General features: G+C 74.9%; 1 protein-coding gene. It reads left to right on the top strand.

The genetic code is table 11. The features are described from left to right. Positions 1–37: 37 nt before the first annotated feature. Positions 38–25,565 (top strand): EndoU domain-containing protein (locus ACWDRR_RS01035; RefSeq protein ID WP_449770042.1); only part of this gene is annotated, 25,528 nt, incomplete at its 3' end.

Here is a 25,565-nt window from a genome sequence, read left to right on the forward strand (position 1 = left end):
CAGGCGCCCCTGGAACGACCGGAACGGCAGGCAGCACGTGCCCCACTCGTCGATCGAGGTCAACGCCTCGACAGCACGGTTCTTCACCATCATCACCGGCATGCCCTGGCCGGAGGTGAAGGAGGGAGACCTGCGCGAGCTGCGGGACAGCTACGAGCTGCTGTCCAAGGAGCTGCCCGAGCTGCGCGACCTGATCATCAGGGTGACGGAGCACTGCAAGGGCCACGTCGAGGGTCAGGCCGCCAAGTCGTTCCTCTGGCAGATGAACTCGTTCGTCGGCAAGACCGACAGCAGCACCGAGGACTACGTGGGGGCGGCGGAGAAGACCGCCAAGGCGCTGGCAGCCTGCGCCGGCGACGTGGCCAACGCGGTCGAGTACACCAAGTGGATGGCGATCGCCCAGCTGGTGCAGCTGATGGTCGAGATCGCGCTGGCGATCTTCTGGGCGCCGTTCAGCTTCGGGGCCAGCCTGTCCGGCCTGGTGCTGAGGAAGCTGCTCACCAAGGTCGCGCTCACGGCGCTGATGAAGTACCTGCTCAAGACCATCGCGATGCACACGTTCTCCGGCATCGTGGGCGGTCTGCTGATGGACGGCATCATCCAGAACCTCCAGATCGGGCAGGGCAACCGCGACCACGTCGACAAGGAGTACACCAAGCAGGCGGTCCTCTTCGGCCTCATCGGCGGTGTGCTCGGCGGCCCGCTGGAGCTCTTCGGACTGGGGCTCGGCAAGCTGCTCGGGAGGCTCCTCGGCAAGAGCGGTGGCCGGCTGCTCGCCGACCAGCTGAGCAACTACCTGGTGCACGGCGACATCCAGGGTCTCAAGGCCCTGCTGGAGACGGCCACCAAGGCCGCGGAGAAGGAGGGGCTGAAGGGCCCACTGGGCGCGGTGGTCAAGGGGGCCGAGAAGGAGGCGCTGGCGAGCACGCTGGGCGCGGCGGTCAAGGGGGCCGAGAAGGAGGCGCTGGCGAGCGCGGCGGGCGCGGCGGTCAAGGCCGCGGAGAAGGAGGCGCTGGCGAGCACGGCGGGTGCCGCGGTCAAGGCCGCGGAGAAGGAGGCGCTGGCGAGCACCGCGGGTGCGGCGGCCAAGGGGGCCGAGAAGGAGGCGCTGGCGAGCGCGGCGGCCCACTCGCTCACGGGGCAGGAGAAGGCCGCCGCCAAGGCCTTCGCGCGCGACCTCGGCAGCCTGATGGAGGCGGCCACCGAGCAGCTGCACCACGGCTTCGGCAAGAAGGGCACCGACGCGCTCTCCGGGATCTTCGTCCAGGAGATGGAGAAGATCTTCACCAAGCACTTCGGCAAGGAACTCGGCGACACGGTCGCCAAGTCGCTCGGCAAGGAGTTCGGCCAGGCCTTCGCCTCCAACTGGGGGGCGAAGAGCCTGGAGCGGCTCGGCGGCGTCAAGGGCGCGCTCGGAGACGTCCTCACGCACGAGGGCGCGGACAAGCTCTCCGCGCGCCAGACGAGGTTGCTGACCCATGAACTGCCCGCGCTCGCCGAGCAGATGGGCGCGGGGAACAAGGGGTACAAGCTCGGAATGGCGGTCGGCGGGTACATCAAGTCCGGCGTGCAGAACGTCCTCACCGAAGGCACCTACAACCTCACCTTCGGGGAGAACCACGAGTTCACCGTCACCGGGGGCAGCTTCGTCGGCGGCATGATGACCGGGATCATGGGCCACGTCATGCACCTCGGTGCCGGCCCGCTGATGCACAGGTACTCCAACTGGGTTCAGACGACCCAGCACGCGGCGGTGGAGGAGGGGGCGTCCAAGTACTTCCCGCCCTGGCACCCGATCAACTTCGCCGCCCTGGCCTGCCTCGCGTCCGGCAAGGTCGTGCCGTTCCCGGTGCCCCGGCTGGGCCACAGCAGCGCCTACGAGGCCGCTCACCTGAAGCACATCAACTCGCTGGAGGACGTGGCCCACAACATCGGCACGGCCTCGGGGCGGAAGATCACCTCACCGGAGGCCGACCACGAGGTCGCCGAGTGGACGCAGTCGCTGCTGCAGTACGCCGACTTCCTCGCGGACGAGCGCTCCGCGCACGAGCCGACGGGCCTGGCCGGGCTGCACTTCCTCGGTGACCTCGGAGCTCACGACGCCCCCGCCACGCCCCCGCCGGCGAGGCCGTCGCGGACCTCCAGCGCCGGCGAGCACCTGGCGTCGAACGACAAGCCGGCCACCACGCCGCCCGTCCGGGTGCAGTCGCACGACGACCCGGCGGCCGGCCCGAAGCCGGACGCGCCGAAGTCCGACGCACCGCGGCAGGACGCCCCCAAGCCCGGCACGCCAGGCCGGCCGACGCCGCGGCCCACCCAGTCCGCCACCGACCTGCCGCCGGTCCAGCACAACCGGACCGACGGGCCGAACGAGCCCGGACAGCAGCGGACCGCGACCGCCACGGCGACGGCGACCGGCGGGCACCAGGACGTCAGCCGCCCGGCGCCCGTTTCCACCACCTCGTCCGACCGGACCGCCCCGGTCGCCCCGCCGCCGCACGCGCCCACGCCGCGCCCCCCGGGCGACCCCGACGCCGACGGACGCCACCCGGCGCAGGAGCCGCCGCGCACCGGGCCCGCACGGCAGACCGAGAGCATCGCGTCGGTCCTGCTCGGCCAGGAGCCCACCCGCGACCGCCGCACCCCGGGCGACGAGCCGCCGGTGCCGACGCCGCCCCCGCTGCTGACCGACGACCTCCGCCCGGCCCCGAAGTCCGGGAAGCCGCAGGCGGACGCCGGGCAGGACTCGACCACCGAGCCGCGGCCGACGGCCCCGCGCGCGCCCAGGCAGGCGCCAGAGGCCCCCGAACCCACCGAGTCCACCGACCTCGCCGACCAGTCGGCCGCGACGCCGCCGCTCACCCCGGTCCACCCCGTCGTCCCCGGGAACACCACGGACCCCCTGACGCCCACGGTGCTCCCGCCGCACGGTGGCGAGGGCCAGGGCGTCGTGCCCGTGCCGGCCCTCTCGCACCTCGCGCCGGACTTCACCACGGCCCACGTCCACCGCCCCGCCGGGCCCGGGGACGCCCCCGCACCGAGGCCGTTCGAGGCCCGGCGCGGCACCCTGCCGGACGGCACCCGGGCGACCGAGCTCGTCCTGCGGACCCACCTGGACACCACGGGGCTCCGCGCGCCGTCCGAGCGTGCCGTGGAGGCCCTGCGCGAGCGGGCCGCGGCCGCCGTGGCCGACGCGTACAACACCGGCCACCGGCTGCCGGACGGCAGTGTGCTCCGGGTCCGGGTCGAGTTCGTCGACGCGCCCGACGCCCCGCACCACACGGTGAAGCTGCACGCCGGCACCGTCCGCCAGGACGGGGTCAACTGGAGCCTGGGGGCGAGTCGCGACGTGCTCGCCCACGGAATCGGCCACGCCCTCGGCCTGCGGGAGCAGCACCGGCAGACGCACGGGGAGAACGCCCCCGGCGGGCGCCGGGCGGTGCAGGGCCCGGTGCCGCACGGGCTGCGCGAGGTGGGCGCCGCCGTCGACGGCGCGTTCGCCCCGGCGGCCGGGGCGGCGGGCGCCGCGCCCGCACCGCGCCCCACCATCGAGCCGCACGTCCGCGACGCCTCGCTGTACGGGCAGGACGACGGGACCGGCCGGCTGCTGACGTCCGAGCTGCGGGAGGCCCACCCGGGCGGGGAGTACCACCGGAACCCCAACGGCACCCTGCGCCTGCAGACGGACGACGGCATGACGGACATGACGCTCTTCCCGCCGCACTGGACGGCGGAAGAGGCCGTGTACGCGGCCGAGCAGGCGCATCTCGACGCGGTGGCCCGCGGCCTGCAGCCGACCGACCGCCGCTGGGCGGGCGTGTACGCGGGAGTGCGGATCCTGGGGAACCAGCAGGACGGCCTGATCACCTCCTTCCGCCCCTCGACCGACCAGCACGGGCTGACCGCCCCGGACTACGCGCCGAACCGGCCCGCGCCCGCCGAAGCGGCCGAGCTGGGCCGGATCGCCGACTACGGCGACCGGCGGACCATGACCGGCGTCCACCACGAGGTCGACTTCGAGACGGCGCTCGCACTCGGCGTCCACGCCGGCCCGGTCGATCCGCAGACCCTCCACGTCAACGGCACCGGCCGCGCGGAGGTCTGGTTCCTGGACCCGGCCCTGCCGGCGGACTCGCCGCTGGCCGCGTTCCCGAGCCGCTGGCACCGGCCGGCCGACGCGCCGGCGCCGATGCGCTACCCCGCAGGCTGGACGATCGGGCACACCACGACCGCGGCGTGGGAGGTGGCCGCCAACCCGGCCCGGCAGGTGACGCTGGCCGACGGCCGGACGGTGCACTGGGTCGGCGAGGCCTACGGCATCCGGATCGAGGGGCTCAGCCGGGACGGCCGGATCCTCACCCACCGGCCGACCGAGACCCAGCCGGACCCGTTCGCCCCGCCGGCCGCGATCCCGGAACCGGTGCGCGGCAGCCTGCGCGAGCCCGGCACGGTCCGTCAGGACGAGCCGCTGCCCCGGTCCACGGACGCCATGGCGGCTCAGCTGCCCCGCCTGCGGGAGTCCTTCACCGAGGAGGCCTGGGACAAGCCGCACCGGGGGCTGCCGCCGGAGTGGACCACCGAGGAGGCCCGGTTCGCGGCCGACGTGGTCGCGCGCTCCGTGGAGGGCGGCGGAGCGGACCTCCTGGCCACCGGGGCGCAGGCCCCGCCGGTCCGCATCAGGAGGGTCGCCGGCGTCGACGTCGCCGTGCGGGTCGAGAACGGCCGGATCACCGACTTCTGGGGCGTCCGCACCGGTGACGGAGCCCCGCGGCACACGGCGGAGACCGGCCCGCACCGGGTGCTCGCCACCGCCGAGGTCCGCCCGCCCGGGGACGCCTTCCTGCGCACGCTGTCGGACCGCGGGTGGCAGTCGTTCGAGGCCGAGCGCGTCGAACTCCCCGGCGGGGACACCCGGACGGCGCTGACCCTGCGCATGCACCTGGACACCTCGCGGCTGGAGTCCGCCCCGGGGGCGGGCCTGGACGCGGCCACCCGGACCGCGTTGACCGCGCTGCGGGACAGGGCGGGGCGCGGTGTCGGCGAGCAGTTCAACCGGGGCCAGCGGCTGCCCAACGGCGATCTGCTGCAGGTCCGGGTGGAGTTCGTGGACAGCCCGGAGGAGGCCCACCACACGGTCGTCGTCCACCGCACGCTCGACCGGGAGAACTCGGGGGAGTGGAGCCTGACGACGAACGAGCGGACTCTGGCCCACGAACTCGGGCACAACCTGGGCCTGCCCGACGAGTACCGGGAGGCGGACCACGGCCCGCGGCCCGTCTACGAGGACGGCGCGCTGATGACCGCCGACCACCTGGACCGGTTCGGCCTGTTCCAGGTGGACATGGACCACCTGGGCCTCTCGGCCGCCCGCCGTTCCCCGCTGGGTCTGCCGCCTCGCTACCTGCGGGACCTCGGCGCCGTCGTCGACGCGGCGCTCCGGGTGCCGGTCCGTCCGGACGCCCCGGGCGCCGTGCCGCCCCGGGCCGGCTTCGGCGAGCAGGCCCGCCGCACGGCGCTGTTCGGCGGCGACGACGGCACCGGCGGCCACCTGTACCCGGGTCAGGGCTCGGACCGGCCCCGCCCGGTGCGGGCGAACGAGCCGGTGAACCGCAACGGCACCTTCCGGGTCGAGACCCCGGCCGCGGAGCCGCGGGTGATCACCGACGCGTCGGCCGGCGACCTCGTGACGGCACCCCGGCCGGCTCCCGCCGGCGGGTCGCCGGGCCGCCGGACGATGTTCCCCGAGCACTGGACGGCGGACCACGCCGTGTACGCGGCCGAGCAGGCCTACCACTCGGCCCGCCGCACCGGTCGGATCACCGAGAGCGGCGGCTCGCACCACTGGGTCGGCGAGTACGGCGGCGTGCGGATCGAGGGCGAGGTGACCAGGGGCCACTTCGGCGCCTTCCGGCCCTCCGAGGACCAGAGCGGCCTGGTCACGCCGACGCACGAGCCGGCCCGACCCGCGAACCGGCTGTTCGGGCTGGGAACGGACGTACACACCCGCTTCGGCGACCGGCAGACCCTCACCGGCGTCCACCACGCACCGACCGCGGAGGCCGCCAGGGTCCACGGCATCGAGGTGACGCGGGTCGGGCAGGCGCACGAGAACGGCACCTACCAGGCCAGGGTCTGGTTCCTCGACCCCACCGTGTCCCCCGGCGCCCCGCTGGCCAACTTCGAATCGCGCTGGCACCGCCGCCCCGACGGCGAGGCCCACACGATGTACCCCGACGCCTGGGACCGGAACCGCGTCCTGGCCGCCGTCGACGCCGCGTACGCCGCGCACGCGGCACGGATCGGACCCCGGCCCCGGCCCGGCTCGGCCGAGCACTGGGTGGGCGAGGCGGACGGCGTCCGGATCGAGGGGATCACCCGCAACGGGCTCCACCTGGTCCACCGGCCGACCGTCGAGCAGCCGCTCGCCCACTGGCGCGAGGAGAACGTGCTCGCGAGGTCCGCACCGGCCCGGGTGGAGACCGCCCCCGGCGGCCACGGGGTGACCGTCCGGCACGCCCGGCTCGACAACGGCCAGGAGGGCATCGAGCTCACCGCCAAGGTGCACCTGAGCTTCGAGGGGGGCACCGAGGACGTGCGGAGGCGCACCGTCGAGAGCGACCTCCAGCGGGCGGCCGACGCCTACGTCCGGGACCGGCACACCGACGGTGGTGCGCCGGTGAGGCTGACGATCGAGTTCACCCGGAGCGCCGAGGACGCCCACAGCAGCACCCTGATCCGCCGGGAGGCCGACACGGACGTGCTCGACCTGCGGAGGTTCCTGCCCGAGCTGGTCGACGTTCCGGGCCGCCCGTTCCGGGAGCTGGCCGGCGCGCTCGGCGACGGCGCCCCGAGGACGGGCTGGACGGACCGGCCGGGCGCCGCGAACCCGCGCCCGCGCCCGGCGGCCCCGGAGCTCACCGAGCCCGGCACGGGTGAACGCCCCGCGACCGTCAGCAAGATGACGGACCTGGAGACGATCCTCAGGCACGGCTTCGTGGACCCCCTCCCGGAGGGCGCGGGCCGTGGCCTTCCTCCGGCGTGGAGGGAGATCGAGGCCATGGCCGCGGCGGCGGAGGTGACGTCGAAGGGCGGCGGGCGGCCGGATCCGGAGATGCCGGGTCGGCGGCTCTACGAGGGTGCGTTCAACGGGGTCAGGATGGAGGTCTGGACCGAGGGCGGCCGGGTCGTGGACTACCGCGGCGTGCCGGGGCAGGAGCTCGCGCCCCAGCACACCCATCCCGTCCCCGAGCCGGTGCGGGCCCCCGCGGCCCCCCGGCACCCCGGCGACGTGGAGGGCGAGTCGTCCTCCTCGTCCTCCTCGTCCTCGTCGGCCGGTGTCTCGGCTCCGCTGACCCACGAGTTCGCCACCGGGCTGGCGCCGGGTCACACCTCGGCCGAGGTCACCCCGGTCGGCGGCCCGCACCGGCGGTTCGAGCTGCGGCGGGGCACCCTGGCCAACGGGGAGGACGCCACCGTCCTCGTGCTGCGCACCCACCTGGACCGCTCCGCCCTGCCGACGCACGATGCGCGGCGACAGCCGATCGACCGGACGGCCGCGCTGAACGCGCTGGAGGACCGGATCAGGGCCGGCGCCGCGCTGTTCAACACCGGCCACCGGCTGCCCGACGGCAGCCTGCTGCGGGTACGGGTGGAGTTCGTGGAGTCCGGTGCGGACGCCCACCGCACGGTGCGCCTGCACGACCGGAGCACCCGTCAGAACGAGCGGAACTGGCACCTGGGGATCTCCCAGGAGCACGTGGTCCACCAGCTGGCCCGCGCCTTCGACCTGCCGGTCGAGGCGCACCCGGGCGGCGGGTCGTCCCGGGTCGTCCCGGCGCTGACACCGGAGCGGCTGACCGCGCTGGGCGCTGTCGCGGACCAGGTCTCGGGCGGGCCCTTCCGGAGCGACTCCCTGCCCCTGCCGGCCAGGGCGGTGTTCACCGAGGCGGTCCGCACCGCCGCGCTGACCGGAGACCCCGGGACGCCGGGCCACCTGCCGGCCGCCCTCCACCCGGACGCGAGCGGCGCGGACCGGGTGATACAGCGCCACGCCAACGGAACCGTGCTGGTACGAACGGAATGGGGCGGGGAGCGCACCCTGTTCCCGGACCGCTGGACCGCCGGGCGCGCCGTGTACGCGGCCGAGCAGGCGTACCTGCACGCCCGCCGCGACGGCGGGGTCGAGGAGACCGCGAGCGGCCGCCGCTGGCAGGGCGAGTACGAGGGTGTCCGGATCGAGGGCGAGCTGGACGGCGCGGGCGGGTTCGCCTCGTTCCGCCCCTCCACCGACCAGGGCGGCCCGACGGCGGCCGAGCCCGGACCGGACCGGTCGACCCGCGGCGGCCTGCCGGGTGCGGGGCGCCGGGGCGTGCGGTTCTCCGGCGTGATGGAGGAGACCGAGTACGGCGCCCGCCAGGCGGAGGTCCTGGTGCTCGACCGGGACGTGGAGCCGGGGGCGCCGCTGTCCCGGTTCCCGTCGCGCTGGCAGGCCCCCGCGGACCCGCGCGGGCACCTGCTCTACCCCGAGGACTGGACGCCCGAGCAGGCCGCCCGTGCGGCCGCCACGGCCGCGGCCGACCCGATGAGCCTCCGCTTCGACCTGGGGGGCGGCCGGACCCGTTGGTTCGGTGGCTTCGACGGGCTGCCGATCACCGGCATCTCGCAGGGGGACCGGGTCGTGGCGCACGGGCCGGCAGAGCTCCGGGCCGACCCCCGGCCGTACTGGCGGGAGAGCCGCGAGCTCTTCCGGTCGGGCGAGCGGGAGGTGGTGGTCGACGGGCAGCCGATGGGCGGACGATGGCGCCTCCTCGACAGCGGCCACGAGGTCCACCTGGTCACCCTCAGGATCCGTCTGAGGCCGGCCGACGGGATGACGCCCGAGCAGGTCCACCACGTCCAGGAGCGGCTGGCCCACGAGGCCCGCCGGCACTTCGACGCCTACCGTGGTCACTCGGACCCCGACGAACCCGCGGGAGACCGGCGACTGGCGCTGTCGCTGGAGTTCACCGAGGACCCGCGGAACGCCGACTGGACGACGCCCGTCCACTCCGGGGACCGGCGGAACCTCATCCACCACCTGCCGCCGGAGCTCCGGCCGGAACGGGCCGCCGAGCTGGTGGACGCCGTGTCCGAGGCCACCAGTGCCGCGCGGCAGGGCATGGACCCCGACTACGCGCCGATGTTCCGCCTGCACGACCCCGCGGTGGAGGCGGCGCCCGGCGTCGTCCACGTGCCCGTGGACGAGGACACCGGCTCGCTGTTCCGGCTCGCGCGGGGGGCCTCCGACGGCCTCGGCCTGCCCGAGGCGTGGACCGCGGAGAACCGCCGGCACGCCGCGCACCAGGTCTTCCAGGACACCCCGGCCGACCAGCGGAACTCGCGGGTCCTTCGGATGGTCGAAGGCGAGTACGCCGGCGCCCGGATCAGGCTGTTGGTCGAACGCGGGACCATCAGGGACTTCTGGGCCGCGCCGGGCCAGCGCCTCGGCGACCAGGCGTCGGCCGAGCCGGTACCCGTGCCGGCCCGGGTCCTGGACACGGCGGAGGTGCGTCCGCCCGCCGACCGGTTCCTGCGCTCGCTCCAGGCCCAGTTCGTCCAGTCCTTCGAGGCCCACCGGGTGGAGGACGCACCCGGTGGCGACACCCGGACCATTCTGACCGTCCGGGTGCACCTGAACCCCCTCGATCTGGAAGGCGGCGCCGTCGAGATCGGGCGCAACCTCGACCGCCTGCGCCTCAACGCGGAGGCGGGCCTCCGGGAGGTCTTCAACCAGGGCCGGCGACTGCCCAACGGCGATGTGCTGGAGGTCGCGGTCCGGTTCGTCGACGACCCGCGGGACGCCCACCACACCGTCAACGTCCTGCTCGACCAGCCGCAGGAGAGCGCGCTGAACTGGGGCGTGCACACCCGGCCGAGGGCGATCGCCCACGAGATCGGCCATCTGCTCGGCCTCGGGGACGAGTACCGCCGGGCCGAGGACGGTCCCCGCCCGGTCTACCCGGAGCTCGGGCTCATGACCGCTCCCGCGCTCGACCGGCACAACCGGGTCTGGTACGACGCGGATCACCCCCGACTGGAGAACGGGACCGACAGCCCCGCGGTCGGGATCAGGCCGCACAACCTGGACCAGCTGGGCGCGGTGCTCGACCGGGTCTTCGAGACCGCACCCCGGTTCCAGGAACCCGGCGGGGCCCCGGTCCGCGCGTCCTTCGACGAGGCCGTGCTGCGGGCCTCCCTGCACGACGGTCCGGACGGCAGGGGCGGGCCCCTGACGCCGCCGCCGGCCTCCGAGCGGCGCCCGCTGCGCCGGCTGCCCGGGTCCGAGAACCCCAACGGCACCTTCCTCGCCGACGCCGGTGACCCCCCGGGCGGGCGCCGGGCGGCGGACGACCTGGCCGTGGGGAGGCCCGGCCGGATCCGGACGATGTTCCCCGAGCACTGGACGTCCGAGGACGCGGTGTACGCGGCGAAGCAGGCGTACCTGGACGCCCGCCGCAACGGCGGGGTCAGCACGGACGACTTCGGCTCGCAGCACTGGACCGGCACGTACGAGGGGGTGCGGATCGAGGGCGACATCCGGGGGAACGCGTTCACCTCCTTCCGGCCCTCCGACGACCAGCACGGGCTCGTGGCACCGTCCGCCGCACCGCACCGGAACGCGTCGGGCTTCGGCCACCGGGTCGAGGACCTGACCCGCTTCGGGGACCGGCACACCCTCACCGGCGTCCACCACCACCGGGGCATGACGCCGGCCGACCACGGCCTGCGCATCGACGAGCCCGTGCAGCGGAACCCCAACGGCACCTACCGGGCGACCGTCTGGTTCCTGGACCCCGCGGTCGCGCCGCACGCACCGCTGAGCGAGTTCCCGACCCGCGAGTTCCGCCGCACCGACGAGCCGAGCCGGACGTTCTACCCCGGGGACTGGGGGCCCGAGGAGCTCCTCGGCTACGTGGGGCGGGCCTTCGAGTCGAGGCTTCACACCCGAGAGCTGCCGGACGGGAGCCTGCACTGGATCGGGACGGCCCGCGGTGTCCGGATCGAGGGCATCTTCCGGGACGGCCAGCACCTCGTCCACCGGCCGACCGGCTGGCAGCCGTTCCGGAACCTCGGCGGGACCGCGGTCGTGGCGAGCTTCCGGGCCCACCCGATGATGGACGGCGACCGCAACATGTCCACCACCTTCCACCGCGACCTGCTCGCCGACGGTTCGCTGCGCACCGAACTGCGCGTCCAGGTGGACCGCGCCGGGACGAACTCCAGCCAGCGGGACGCGCTCCAGGCGATGGCGGACCACTACGCCGGGACGTCGCTCCCCGGTCGACCGGTCCGGGTGGTGCTCGAATTCGTCGACGGGCCCTTTGACCTGGAGGTGGCGGCGCGGCCGCTGCCGAACAGCGAGCTGATGTTCCCGAACAGTCTCCGGGGACGCCTCGGAGACCTCGGCGATCGGGTCGCCGAACTGACCCGTGAGCATCCGATCACCTGGGACGACCGCCTCACCGGCGCCCCGCGGGAACCCGAGTCACCGCTGCACGTCCCGGTCACCCCGGGCACCGGCGAGCGCCCGCCGACCCAGTCCCGGATGGACACGCTGGCAGCACCGGCCGAGGCCTTCCCGGCCGGCCCCGCCGCCGGCCGGGGCCTGCCCCCCGAGTGGACGGTGCGGGAGAGCCAGTACGCGGCGGCACAGGTGGTGGAGCGGGCCCAGCTCCCGCCCGGCATCACGGCCTCGGTCGTCGGGCGCTTCGCCGGCACCGAGCTCCGGGTGGAGCTGGAGAACGGCGAGATCATCGACTACTACGGGAAGCCGAACCAGGTCTTCGAACCCCAGTACCACCTGCCGCGCCCCGTCGGCGGTTCGACCCTCCGGATGCTGGACCCGACCGTGCCGGCCGCGCACGCCCTGCCCGAGCCGGCCCCCTCGCTGCACCTGGACCTGGACGGTCTCTGGCACCGGCCGCGGCACGACGACGGCACGCCGGCCGGCCTGATGCGCCCGGAGCACCGCCCGCCGCGCCCGGAGCCGGTGGTGGAGCACAACGGGACGGTACGGGTCCACGACTGGTCGCTGTCGCCCCACGTCGACGAGGGCTCGCCGCTCGCCCACTTCCCGTCGAGCTGGCTCCGGTCGGACAACGTCCCGGGGCACGTCTACTACCCGAGGGACTGGACGGCCGACACGGCCCTCGCGCACGCGCGCGCCGCGTCGCGGCTGCCGCTGCGGGAGACGCCACTGGCGGACGGCCGCACGCACTGGGTCGGCGAGTCCGGCGGCGTGCGGATCGAGGGGACCAGGGACGCGGCCGGGACCCTGCTCACGCACCGCCCGACGCCGGACCAGCCGCACGCGCCGTACCGGGCCTGGAGCGAGGACGGTGTGGTCCACCGTTCGGACAACCAGGGGACCGACCGGCGGGGCCGGCTGGGGATCGAGTCGGTCCGGCGGGTGCTGTTCGACAGCGGACAGGAGGGCTTCGAGGCTGTCACCCGGGTGCACGTGCGCGTGCCGGAGGGGACCGCACCGGAGGTGCTGGCACGCCGCCAGGACTACGTCCGCCGGTTCATCACGGGCTTCGTCGACCTGGTCGACCGGCGCGAGGTGGGCCTCCCGGGCCTGGTCCGGGTGGACGTTCGGTTCACCGACGACCCCGCGGCGGCCTCGTTCCGGGTTGACATGCCGACCGCCCGGCACGCGGACTCGACGAAGCTGGTGCCGCCGTTCCTGCGCGGCGTCAACACCCAGGGCATGGAGCGGGCGGAACGGCGGCTCGAAGCCGTCGCGCCGCGGCTGGACGAGGCGGCCCACGCCCTGGTCCTGCCTCCGGCCGAGCGGCACCCCGGGTACCTGCTGGAGCGGCCCGCAGGGGTCGAGGTCGCGCCGGGGGTCCACTGGGTGGCGGGCGCCGAGGACGCGTTCCCGCACTGGCCCACCCGGGACCTCTCCGACCGGGCGGGCCGCGGCCTGCCCGAGACCTGGACGGTCGAGCAGACCCGGTACGCGGCCGACCGGATCATGGCCGACGCCGAGCGCCGGGGCGAACTCCCGGCCGGCACGGGGACGGTGTTCCACCGCGGCGAGTTCGCCGGGCAGCGGATCGAGATCCGGCTGGAGGACGGCCGGATCACCGACTTCTGGGCCCGGGACGCCCCGGTCCGGGTCGTCCCGCTGCACGACGCCGCGCTCCAGCTGGAGAGCACTCAGCGCCACCAGGGCTTCGACATCCACCGCAACGACCTGCCGGGCGGTGACCGCGAGACCCTGCTGACGATCCGGGTGACCCTGGACGTGGCGGACGTCGACCTGTCGCTCGCGGGATCCGCCCAGCGGCTGGAGGACCTGCGGCAGCGGGCGCACGACGGCGTCGACCGCCTGTTCAACCGGGGCCAGCGGCTGCCCGACGGCGACCGGCTGCGCGTGCGGCTGCAGTTCGTCGACCCCGACGACGACCCCCATGTGACGGTCGAGGTGCTCACCCACCTCGAACGGGCGGACAACCTCACCTGGGGGCTGAACACCACCGAGACGACCCTCGTCCACGAACTCGGGCACCAGCTCGGCCTGCCCGACGAGTACCGCGACGCCGCGGAGGGGGCACGCGCGGTGTACCCGGACGGTGGTCTGATGGGCGGGACGTACATCAACCGGTCCGGCCGTGTGCAGGTCGAACAGGACAACCCGTTCGGCGGCGACACCGAGAACCGGGAACGCTTCCTGCAGCCGCGCAACCTGCGTCAGCTCGGGGCCGTCATCGACGGCGCCTGGCACGCGGACGGCCGGTCGAACGCCGACCGGTTCGGCTCCGACGGCCTGCCGCGCCGGGCGCTGTTCCGCCTGGAGACGCGCCAGGAGGCCCTGTCCGGCCTCCGGCCGGGAGAGACCGGCCACCTCGCACCGCGACCGGGCGCCGCGCAGCAGCGGCCGGAGCCGGTCCCGGGTTCGGAGAACCTCAACGGCACCTACCGGGCGCGGATCCGCACCACGGTCGGCCTGGGGGACGAGACCTCCGAGGCACCGCGACGCGCCTCGGACGACAACACGCCCGGCCGGTCCCGCCTGACCCGGATGATGTTCCCGGAGCACTGGACGACCGAGCAGACGGTGTACGCGGCCGAGCAGGCCTACCTCGACGCCCGCCGCAACGGCGGGATCCGCGAGAGCGGCCTCGGCCACCGGTGGACCGGCGAGTACGGCGGCGTACGGATCGAGGGCGAGCTGCGGGGCTCCGCGTTCGTCTCGTTCCGCCCGGCGGACGACCAGCGCGGGCTGGAGACGCCCGACTACCTGCCGCACCGGCGGACCGGCCAGCCGTTCGACCAGCGGATCGCCGACCTGACCCTGTACGGGGACCGGCAGACCATGGACGGCGCCCACCACCGGCCGACCGAGGAGTCCGCCCGCCGGTACGGCGTCGAGGTCGACGACCGGGTGGAGACCAACGGCAACGGCACCTACCGGGCGGCGGTCTGGTTCCTCGACCCGATGGTGGAAGCGGGCTCCCCGGAGTCCGAACTGCCGTCCCACTGGTACCGGCGCGCGGACCGGGAGACCCACACCTTCTACCCCGACACCTGGCTGCCCTCCCGGGTCGAGCAGGCGGTGCACGAGGCCCACCGGGACGCGACCGTCGAGCGGCTGCCGGACGGCCGGACCGAGCGCTGGGTCGGCCTGGCGCACCTCCCGGGGGAGGCGCTGCCGCTGCAGATCGAGGGGCTCACCCGGGACGGCCTGCACCTGGCCCACCGCCCGACGGTGCACCAGCCGGAGCAGGCGCACCCGGAGTGGCGTCACGACGCCGTGGCAGCGCGGTCGGCCGTGCGGCACACGACCGTCACCCCCGACAGCGACATTCCGGTGACGATCCGTCACATTCGCTTCGAGAGCGGCCAGCTGGGCATCGAGCTGTCCGCCGCCGTGCACCTGCGCACCGAGGGCTCGACCCCCGAGGAGCGGGCCCGGTACCGGACCGAGGTGCAGGAGTCGCTGGACGCGCACCTCGACAGCCTGTCCACCGGGGACGAGCCCCTGGTCCGGCTCCGGGTGGTGTTCACCGACGACCCGGCCGGGGCCCACTCCAGCCTGCGGGTCCCGCACGACGACGACATCGACGTCCAGGCGCTGCTGCCCCGCCTCATCGAGGCGGCGGCCGGGGACATTCCCGGATACATCCGCGACCTCGCCGACGAGGCGCCGGCCACCGGCTGGCGGCTGCTCCCCTCCGTCGCGGCCGACCCGCTGCGCGAGCCCGGCACGCCGGGGACGGCCGAGCGCCCGCCCACCACCGACCAGTTGCGGGCCTTCCGGAGCGACGTCGACGCCTCCTTCGGTCCCTCCTCCCTCCTGCACGCGGACCCGGCGCTGCCCGCGGACTGGTCCCGGGAGCTGGGCCGGTACGCCGCCCACCTCGTGCGCGCCAACCAGCCGGGCGTACCGGACCCGCAGCAGCCGGGCGTCACGACCCACAGCGGCCGGGTCGGGGGTGAGTGGTTCGTGGTGCGCGCCGTGGACGGGCTCATCGACCAGTACCGGCACGATCCCGACGGCGAGACGCCGCCCGGGACGCCGCACTCCGACACCTCGGACGTCTCGGACGTCTCGGACGTCGAGATGACCGAGGCGTCGCCGTCCCACAGCCACCGGCCGGGAGGCCTGGGCGGGGGTGCCTCCGGCAGCGGGAGCGGCCAGCACCAGCCGCCCCATCTCGGCCAGGACGCCGACGAGTTGATGCCCTTCGCGGCCGGCCAGGGCGACGTCGACATGGCCGAGGCCGTTCCCCTGCCGGCCGAGAACCACCTGGCGAACCTCCTCTTCGACGACCTCGATCTCGCCGACGACCACCTCGGCCCCTTCGACCCCAACGCCCTGCCCTTCGACCTCAACGACCTCAACAACCTCAACGACCTCAACGACCTCGGCCCCCATGCCCTCGGCGCCTTCGACCTCAACGCCCCCGGCGCCTTCGACTTCCTCAACGGCCCCGGCCCGGACCCGCTCGCCGCCGCGCCGGGATCCTCGCTCCGGCCGGGCTACCTGGCGGCCCACGTCGGCGGGCCGCAGAACGCCCCCGAGTCGGGCATCTTCTCGGCCAGTGCCCTGCGTTCCTTCGAGGCGCGGCGCGGCCTCCTGCCCGACGGGGAGCGGGCCACCGAGCTCGTCCTGCGCGTCGGGGTCGACACCTCGCGTCTCGTCCAGGACCCGGCTGCCATCGAGGCGACCGTGCGCGACCTCGCCCGACGCGCCCAGCAAGGGGTCGACGAGGTCTACAACGTCGGCCACCGGCTGCCCGCCGGCGATCGGCTGGTCGTCCGGGTCGAGGTCGACCCCGCCGGCGGAGCCGTGCACAACACCGTCACGCTCCACCCCGGCCCCGTCCCGGGCGGTGACGACATGGTGGAGTGGCGGCACGACCTCCCGGGCCAGTCGATCGCCCACGAACTCGGCCACTGGCTGGGCCTTCCGGACGAGTACCGCAGGGTCGACCGCTTCAACTGGGCCCGGCACACCGACGGCCGGCTGATGGCCGCCCAGTACCTGGACGAGTTCGGCCGCTTCGGCATCGATGTCGACGCCGGCATCCCCGACAACGGCGGCCGGGCCACCGCGGCCCTGGCGCCGCGCCACCTGCGCGAGCTCAACACGGCCGTCGACGGCGCGCTCGGCCGGTGGCCGGCCGAGACGACCCCCGGCGGGACCCCGGCCCGGGCCGCCTTCGACCTGGCGACCCGCCGCTCCGCCCTGTACGGCGACACCGAGCAGCCCGGCGGCCATCTGCTGCCGCCGCCCGGCTCCGAGCGGGTCCGCCCGACCCGGACCGTCGGGACGCACGACAACGGCACCCTGGTCGTCGAGTACCCGGCGGCCACCGGCCGGCCTCGCGGCGACCTCTCCGGTTCGCTGGCCGGCGACCTCGCCGTCTCCGCCGCCGCCGCGGCACAGCCCCGCCGCCGCACCCTCTTCCCGGAGCACTGGACGGAGGAGGACGCGGTCTACGCGGCCGAACAGGCCTACCTGGACGCCCGCCGCACCAACCGCGTCCTCGCCCTGGACGGGACGCCGGGCACCTACGGCCCCGAGCGCGCGACCCACCGCTGGACCGGTGAGTACGCGGGCGTCCGGATCGAGGGCGAGGTGCGGATCGCGCGCAGCGAGCCGGGGCGGGAGTTCCTCTCGTTCCGCCCGTCGGAGGACCAGACCGGCCTGGTGGCAGGCCCCCTCGTGCCCGCGCCGCAGCTGCGGCCGGGGCCCTTCGGCCAGCGGGCCGAGGACGTCGTCCGGTACGGCGACCGCCAGACGCTGACCGGCCTCCACCACGAGCTGACCGACATCGCCACCGGGCACACGCCGGAGGAGCTGCTGCGCCGTCACGGGGTGCGGCTCGTGGACGCCGGTCCGGCCGAGCACAACGGGACGTACCGGGCCGTGGCCCACTTCCTCGACCCCCGGGTCCGGGTGGGCTCGCCGATGGCGGAGTTCGAGTCCCGCTGGCAGCGCTCGGCCGACACGGCCGAGCGCACGATGTACCCGCGGACCTGGCAGTCCGAGGACGTCCTCCGCCGGGTGGTCGCCGCGCACGCCAACGCCTTCAACCGGGTGCCGCTGCCGGACGGCCGGACCGTTCACTGGGTCGGCGAGTCCCACGGCGTCCGCATCGAGGGGCTGATCCGCGACGGCCGTCACCTGGCCCACCGGCCCACCGCCGACCAGCCGGAGCCCGCCCTGCACCGCTGGGACGACCACCACGTCGTCGGCCACGCCGAACCGGCCGCGCTGCAGGTCGGCGGCCGCCCGGTGGTGGCACGGCGGGTGTTCTTCGACAGCGGCCAGCACGGCCTCGACGTGACCCTGCGCCTCCACCTCGAACCCACCGCCGACATGACGCACGAGCAGGTCCAGCAGGCCCGGCGCCGCCTGGTCGACCTGGCCGACCGGCACGCCTTCGAGCGGCTCGACGCCGCGGCCCAGCGTCCGGACGGCAACCGGGACATGCTCGTGCGGCTGCGACTGGAGTTCACCGACGACCCGGCCGACGCCTACACCACGGTCCCGGTCGACCCCGTCACCACGACCCCGCCGGCCGCCTTCCTCGGCGGCCTGGGGATCGTCGGCGGCCGGGACGCCTTCCTCACGGAGGCCGGCCGGCTCGTCCGGGAGGCACACCCCCTCACCACGGCGCTGGCCGAGGCCTTCCCGTTGAACGGCCCCACCGATCTGCGCGAGCCGGGCCCGCTGCGGCCCGGTGAGCAGCCGCCCGCGGTGGTGCCGCTGATCGGCGTCGCCGAACTCCGGCCCCGCCTCACCGAAGCGCTGACCCGGGCGATCACCCACCCGCAGTGGACCGCCGCGTCGGCCGGTCTGCCGCGCGAGTGGAACGCCGCCGACGCCGGGCACGTGGCCGTGCGGGTGCTGGAGCAGCTGTCCCCGCCGGCCGGGCACGGCGTCCCGGACGGGGTGCACCAGGGCGAGTACGCCGGTGTCAGGCTCGGCGTCCGGGTGGAGAACGGCCTGATCGCCGATGTCAGGGGCGAGCCGGGCCAGACCTTCCCGCCGCAGCTCGACGTGCCCGTGCCGCTTCCCGGCGAGCACGGTGGCCTTCCCCACCTGCCGCTGAGCGCGGCGGAGGCCGCCGCCGCGCGGCCCCGGCTGGTCACGGTCCCGGGGGACGGCCTCTGCCTGCTGCGAGCGGTCGCGGTCACGGCCCCGAACACCGTGCACAACGCGCTCGCCCAGCGGGGCAGGACGGTCGCCGCCGACGCGACGCCCGAGCTGCTCGCCGAGAGCCTGCGGGCCACCGTCGGCGACTACCTGGACCGGACACCGACCGCGGAGCTGTCGCCCCGGATCGTGGCCGGATCGCGCCTGTTCCTCGTGGGAGCCACCCAGGTGCCCGACCACCTGGTGGCCCAGTACGCCGACTTCGTCGGGACCCAGCCGCGCGGCACCGCCGCCCACTTCCAGGAGTTCCTCCAGTCGGACCAGGTCCGGGTGACGGAGGTGGAGGCCGCCGGCCTTCGCGAAACCGTTCGGGAGTGGGAGACCCGGTGGGCCGGCGACAGCGGTGAGATGCTCCCGCCCGCGCTGGCCCAGGCCCTCGGGGTACGCCTGCGCGTGCTGAACCACGACGGGTCCGAGCGCAACAGCTTCGGGCCGCTGGACGGCACGCCGGTGACGGTGTACCACAACGGGGTCGACCACTACGACGGCAGTGCCGCCACCACCCACGAGTTGACCACCGGGCGGGCCGGGGAGACCCCCGGGACGTTCGACGTCGCCGGGTACGGGGCCGGTTGGCAGGCGCTCGTGATCAGCGGCGACTCGCCGTTGATCGCACCGGACCGGGGCCGGTCCGGGCCGCCGCCGGTGGTCGAGCACAACGGCGTCCGCCGGGTGCACGACTGGACGCCCGCGCCGGGCGTCGCCCAGGCCTCGCCGCTGACCCGCTTCCCGTCCCGCAACCAGCGGGACGCGAACGAGCCGGGCCACGTGTACTACCCCGAGAAGTGGAGCGGTTTCGACATCTCCTCCCGCGTGCTCGAGGCGGCCCACACCCCGCTCAGGTCGACGCCGTCCGCCGACGGCCGCAGCCTGCACTGGGTCGGCGAGGCGGGCGGTGTGCGGATCGAGGGTCTCAGCGACGCCGACGGAACGGTCCGCTACCACCGACCGACCACGCACCAGCCGCACGACCAGTACCAGCACTGGGACGACTCCGGGGCGGCCGCGAGCGGCGCCCGGACCGTGACCCGCATCAGCGACGGGTCCCCGGACGCGCCGACCTACCCGGTCGGGGTACGGCGGGTCCTGTTCGACAGCGGCCAGGAAGGCGTCGAACTCACCGTCACCGTGCGTCTGGAAGGCGTCGACGCCGGCTCCGGCACCGCGTCCGACACGGTCCGCGCCCAGCTGCGGCACCTCTTCGACCGGCGCGTCGACCGCGCTATGGAGGGGGGCGAGGACCGGGTTCGCCCGGGGGACGACGACCCCTTCTCGGGCCTGTGGCAGGACCTGGCCGGGCTGGCGCTCGACAGTCGCCTCCACCGGGTGCGGTTGAGCTTCACCACCTCCGAGTCCGAGCCCGCCGTGCGCGTGCCGGTCGGCCCGGACGGGCCGCAGCTGAGCGGCGATCTGGCCGCCGTCGTCAACATCCTGGACGTCCGCGGGCCCCGTGCCCTGGCCCTCGACCTCGCCGGGACGGCGTCCCTGCCGGACCGGACGTCGATCCTGCCCGCGGACGGCGCCGGTGGCGCGGGTCCGGCCGGCGGGCCCCGACCCACGACGGGGCGGTCGGACGTCCCGGAGGGCCGGTTCGCCGACGACGTCGCGCCGGACGCGGGCCGCCGCCTGCCGCCGGAGTGGACGGTCGCCGAGCGCAGGTTCGCGGCGAACTGGATCAGCCAGAACCGGCCCGGCCGGCCGGTGGGGGAGGCCGGCTTCCTCATGGCGGCTCCGACGGTCCACCGGGGCGAATTCGCCGGCGTCCGGCTCACCGTGCGCACGGAGCACGGCGCCATCACCGACTTCTGGGGTGAGGCGCACCAGCGGTCCGGGGCCGTGACGGGCAGGCTGGAGCCGGCCGAGACGCGGGTGCTCGCGGAAGCGACGGTCCGCGCGCCGCAGAACGACCCCCTGCGCCACGGCATGGACGGGCAGCACCTCCAGGCCTTCCGGGCCCGCCGGGTCGAACTGTCCGACGGCGACACCCGGACGGTGATCTCCACATCCGTGTACCTGGACACGTCGGGGTTGGACACCGCCGATCCCGCGGTGGGCCGACGGTTGGCGGAGCTCAGGCGCCGCGCAGGGGAAGGGGTCGACGACGTGTACAACCTCGGCCAGCGGCTGCCCAACGGCGACCAACTGCGGGTCGAGCTCGCGTTCAGCGACACCCGCGAGAACGCGGACCACACGGTGGTGGTCGCGGGTACGGAGGTCCGGCCGCACATGGCGCTCTGGCACCTCGGCCTGGAGTCGAACGTGCTCGCCCACGAGCTCGGCCACGTGCTCGGGCTCGCGGACGAGTACCGGACGTCCGGCCGTTTCCGGCGCGAGACGGCCTACACCGACGGCTACCTGATGTCGAGCCAGGACCAGGACCCCTCCGGGCGGTACCTGCTGGACGAGGCGAACCCGTTCGGCGGCGACACCGTGGGCGACAGCACCCAGGTGCTGGCCCCGCGCAACCTGCGCGCGATCGGCGCGGTGATCGACCGGCTCCTCCGGCCGGTCGCCGACGCGACCGGTGCGCCGCGGCCGGACGCTGCCCAGCCCCCGGCCGGCGCCCAGGGCGCACCCGCCGCCGTGCCCCCGGCCGCCCGCCTGCCGAGGCGGGCCCGGTTCGCGGCCGAGACGATCGAGAACACCCTCTACGGGCCGGACCGGAGCGGCGGCCACCTCGCGCCGCCGCCCGGTGGGCGGGGCCCCCGCCCCGAACCGCTGCCGGGCGGGCGGCACCGGAACGGCACGTACACCGTGGAGGGTCCGGTCGAGCGGTGGCGGATGGGCCAGGCCGGCCTGGCCGGTGACGTCGACCTCCCGCCCCGGACCACCACGCGTCCCCCGTCGCCCACCGCGATGGACGACTCCGTGGTTCCGCCCCGCAACAGGCCGACGAAGACCATGTTCCCGGAGCACTGGACGGCGGAGGAAACGGTGTACGCGGCCGAGCAGGCGTACCTGCACGCGCGCCGCACCAACGCCGTCACCCTGCGACCGGACGACTTCGGTCCGGCGGTGTACAGCTGGACCGGCGAGTACGCCGGGGTGCGGATCGAAGGCGAGCTGAGGGGTGGCGACCGCCTCGGCCGGGTGACCGGCGAGCAGTTCCTCTCGTTCCGGCCCTCGGCCGACCAGGGGGGACTGGAGGCGCCCGCCTACCTGCCGTGGCGTTCCTCCGCCCCGCGCGATCTCGGCTACCGGGTCGAGGAGTTCGGCCGCTACGGGGACCGGCAGACGCTGACCGGCGCGCACCACCTCCCGACCGCCGGCTCCGGCCGCGAACGCGGCCTGGTCCGGGGCGACCGGTTGACGGACAACCTCAACGGCACCTACCAGGCGCACCTCTGGTTCCTGGACCCGCGGGTCGACCCGCGCTCGCCGATGGCGGAGCTGCCGACCCGTTGGCAGCGGCGCCCCGACAACCAGCCGCACACCTTCTACCCCGAGTCGTGGACGCCCACCGTCCTGCACACCCGGGTGAGGGAGGCCTTCTGGAACAGCTTCCACACCGAGACCCGTGCGGACGGGACCATGCACTGGACGGGGCTCGCCGACGGCGTGCTGATCGAGGGCCTGGTCCGGGACGGACAGCACCTGGTGCACCGCCCGGTCGCCGAGCAGCCCCTGATGCCGTGGCACACGCGCTGGCCCGCCGAGGCCGCGCAGCCGGACCTGCGCTCGGACTGGCAACTGCCCGGTGGTGACGGTGCCCCCGGCGGGAACCGCGGCCCGCTCCGGGGAACGATCGGGTGGGCCGTCTTCGACAACGGGCAGCCCGGCATCGAACTGGCTGTCAGGGTGCACCTGGTCACGCCCCCGAACACGTCCCCGCAGCAGGTGGAGGCCTACCGGGCGAGCGTTCAGCAGGTCGTGGACGCCCAGGTCGGCGGCCTGGCACCGGGAGGCACCCTGGCCCGGCTGAGGATCGATTTCACCGACACGCCGGACGGGGCCCACTCCTCGGTGCAGCTCCACCAACTGGTCGAGCTCACCGCCCTCGTGCCCGAGATCACGGCGCGGTCCAACGGTGACCTGTCCGGCTACATCCGCCGGGCGGGCGGCTGGACTCCTCCGGTCGACGCCAACCCGCTGAGGGAGCCCGGCGTGCCCGGCACCGGCGACCGCCCGGCGACGGTGAACCGGGCCGTGCTGCCGGACGGGACCGCGGACCTCGCGCCGGCCCCGGCCGCCGAGGCGGGACGCGGGCTCCCCCGTGAGTGGTCGCAGGAGGACAGCCGGTACGCGGCGCGCCTGCTCACGACCTCGACGGTCGGCCGGCCCGCGGGGGAGGCGGCCCCCGGGGCGCCGGCCCCGGTGGTCCACCGCGGCACGTACCTCGGAGTGCGGCTGAACGTGCGGGTGGACAACGGCGTCATCACCGACTTCTGGGGCGACCCGGGTCAGACGCACGGGCGCCCCATGTCCCGGACGGAGACCCCGCGAGAACTGGACACCCTCCTGCCGGTCGGTTCGTTCGTGGACACGGACGCCAACGGGCTGCTCACCGGAGGCGAGCGGTCCTTCACGCTACGCCGGTTCGAACTGCCGAACGGGGACGTCGAGACCGAAGTGAGCGTGATGCTCCACCTCGACACCTCGCTCCTGCGGCTGGACGACCCGAACACGGCCGGAAGCCTGGAGCAGCTGCGCGGCCGGGCGGCGCAGGGCGTTCAGGAGATCTACAACACCGGCCACCGGCTGGCCAACGGTGACCGGCTGCGGGTCGCGGTCCGCTTCACGGACAATCCGGCACATGCGGACCACAGCGTCGCCGTTCACCCCGGCGGCGCGCAGCTCGGCCTGCGCAGCTGGAACCTGTCCAGCAGCTCGAACGAGCTCGCCCACGAGATCGGCCGTTCCGTCTTCCACACCGAGCGGCCCGGACTGCTCCCCGACGGTGGCGATCCGGCCGGAGTCCTGACGGTCGGTCACGTCAGCAGCCTGGGCGCGGCGATCGACAGGGCCTACGGGGTCATGGGCCGGACGCCGAGCACCGTCACCGACGCGACCGGTCTGCCTGCGCGGGCCGCCTTCCACCAGGCGGAGCGCAACGGCGGGCCGGACGGCAGCGGGGGACACCTGCACCCGTCGCCCCTCGCGTCGCACGTCCCCGGTGGGTGGAACCGCAATGGCACCTACCAGACCGTGGAGCCCGTCCTGGTTCAGCCGGCGGACGTTCTCATGGGCGGCGAGCACGGATTGGCACCGCTCACCGAAATCCGGCGGACCATGTTCCCCGCCCACTGGACGGCCGAGCAGGCGGCGTACGCCGCCGACCAGGCGTACCTTCAGGCGCGCCGCGCCGGCGTGACCACGGCAGACCCGCTGAACCCCTCCCGGCCCGGCCTGGTCCGGTGGAACGGGATGGACGTGCACACCTGGGTGGGCGAGTACGGAGGTGTGCGGATCGAGGGCGAGCTGTGGAACGGGGTCCTCAGCTCGTTCCGACCGTCCCTCGACCAGACGGGGCTGGACGCGCCGGCCTATATGCCGTTGCCCGCGCCCGCCCCTCGGGCGGACGGAGCGGGCGACGTCGACATGACGACCGCTCTGCCGCACCAGGACGCGGACGGCGACACGGCGATGGACGAATTCCTCGACCTGGACGTGCTTCTGGGCGGCGCCGGCTCGACCCTGCCACCGAACCAGCAGGGCACGCAGCCCCCGGGCAGCGGCACGAACGGCGGGACGCAGTGGCTGTCCGGGCCCAACGGACCCAATGGACCCAATGGACTCAACGGGCCCAACGGCTCCACCTGGCCGGGTGGCGGCTCCGGAGCCGGGCACTCCTTCCAGCAGGCCAACACCTCCCAGGGCGACCGGGTGACGAACGGAACGGGCTCCCAGCCGTCCTCCGTACCGGCCGCCGACGTCCCCCCGCCCCGGCCCACGGCCAGGGTCCGGACCGGCGCGTCGTCCGCGCCGGCCGGCTCGTCGAGCACCTCCGCACTGACGGAGGCGCCCGTGCACACCGAGTCGGCCGGACCGGCCGGACCGCACCCGCTCGGCGCGGAGGCCTCCGCGGGCAACGCGGCGGGGGCGCCGGAGCGGGACGGACTCTCCGTCCTGCACGCGGTCGTCGACGGCGCTCCCCAGCTGTTCCGGGAGCTGCTCGGTGACCATGCGGCGGACCAGGTCCAGGGCCGGACCGCGACGGCCGCGGCACTGCGTGACCTCGTCGACCAACGGTTGCGTGCCGATCCCGAACTGGCGCACGAGGCATACGGAATCTACGAGCGCTGGGCCACCCGGCTCGACCTGCAGGTGGGCCCGTGGAACGAGGTCCACGGGGAGCTCCTCATGGCGGTGGAGCACTGGTCGGAGCGGGGCAGGAGCGACGCCGGTGATCTCCTCGCCTCGATCGCCGCGCATGCGCTCGGCGTCCGCATCGAGGTGCTGGACAGGTGGCGCACCCCCGGCGACACGGAGCCGGTGATCGTCCTCGGGCCCGAGAACGGCCGCGTCGTGGTGGTCGAGCGCCACGGGCCCGGTGACTTCACCCATGTCGACACCGCGGAGACCGGGCAGAGGCCGAGGACCGACTCCGATTCCGACTCCGGAGCTCTGGCCCAGAAGCGTCAGCGGGATCAGGAGCGGGAGCAGGCGCGTCGGAGCGAGGAGGAAGAGGAGGCGAGGCGCCAGGAGGAGACGCGGCAGCGCGAGGAGCAGGAGCGGGAGGAGACGCGGCAGCGCGAGGAGGAAGAGGCTCAGCGGCAGCGCGAGGAGGAAGAGGCCCAGCGCCAGCGGGAGCGGGAGGAGGCTCAGCGGCAGCGCGAGGAGGAAGAGGCCCAGCGCCAGCGGGAGCGGGAGGAGGCTCAGCGTCAGCGCGAGGAGGAAGAGGCCCAGCGCCAGC

The organism is Kitasatospora sp. NPDC003701 (assembly GCF_053587085.1).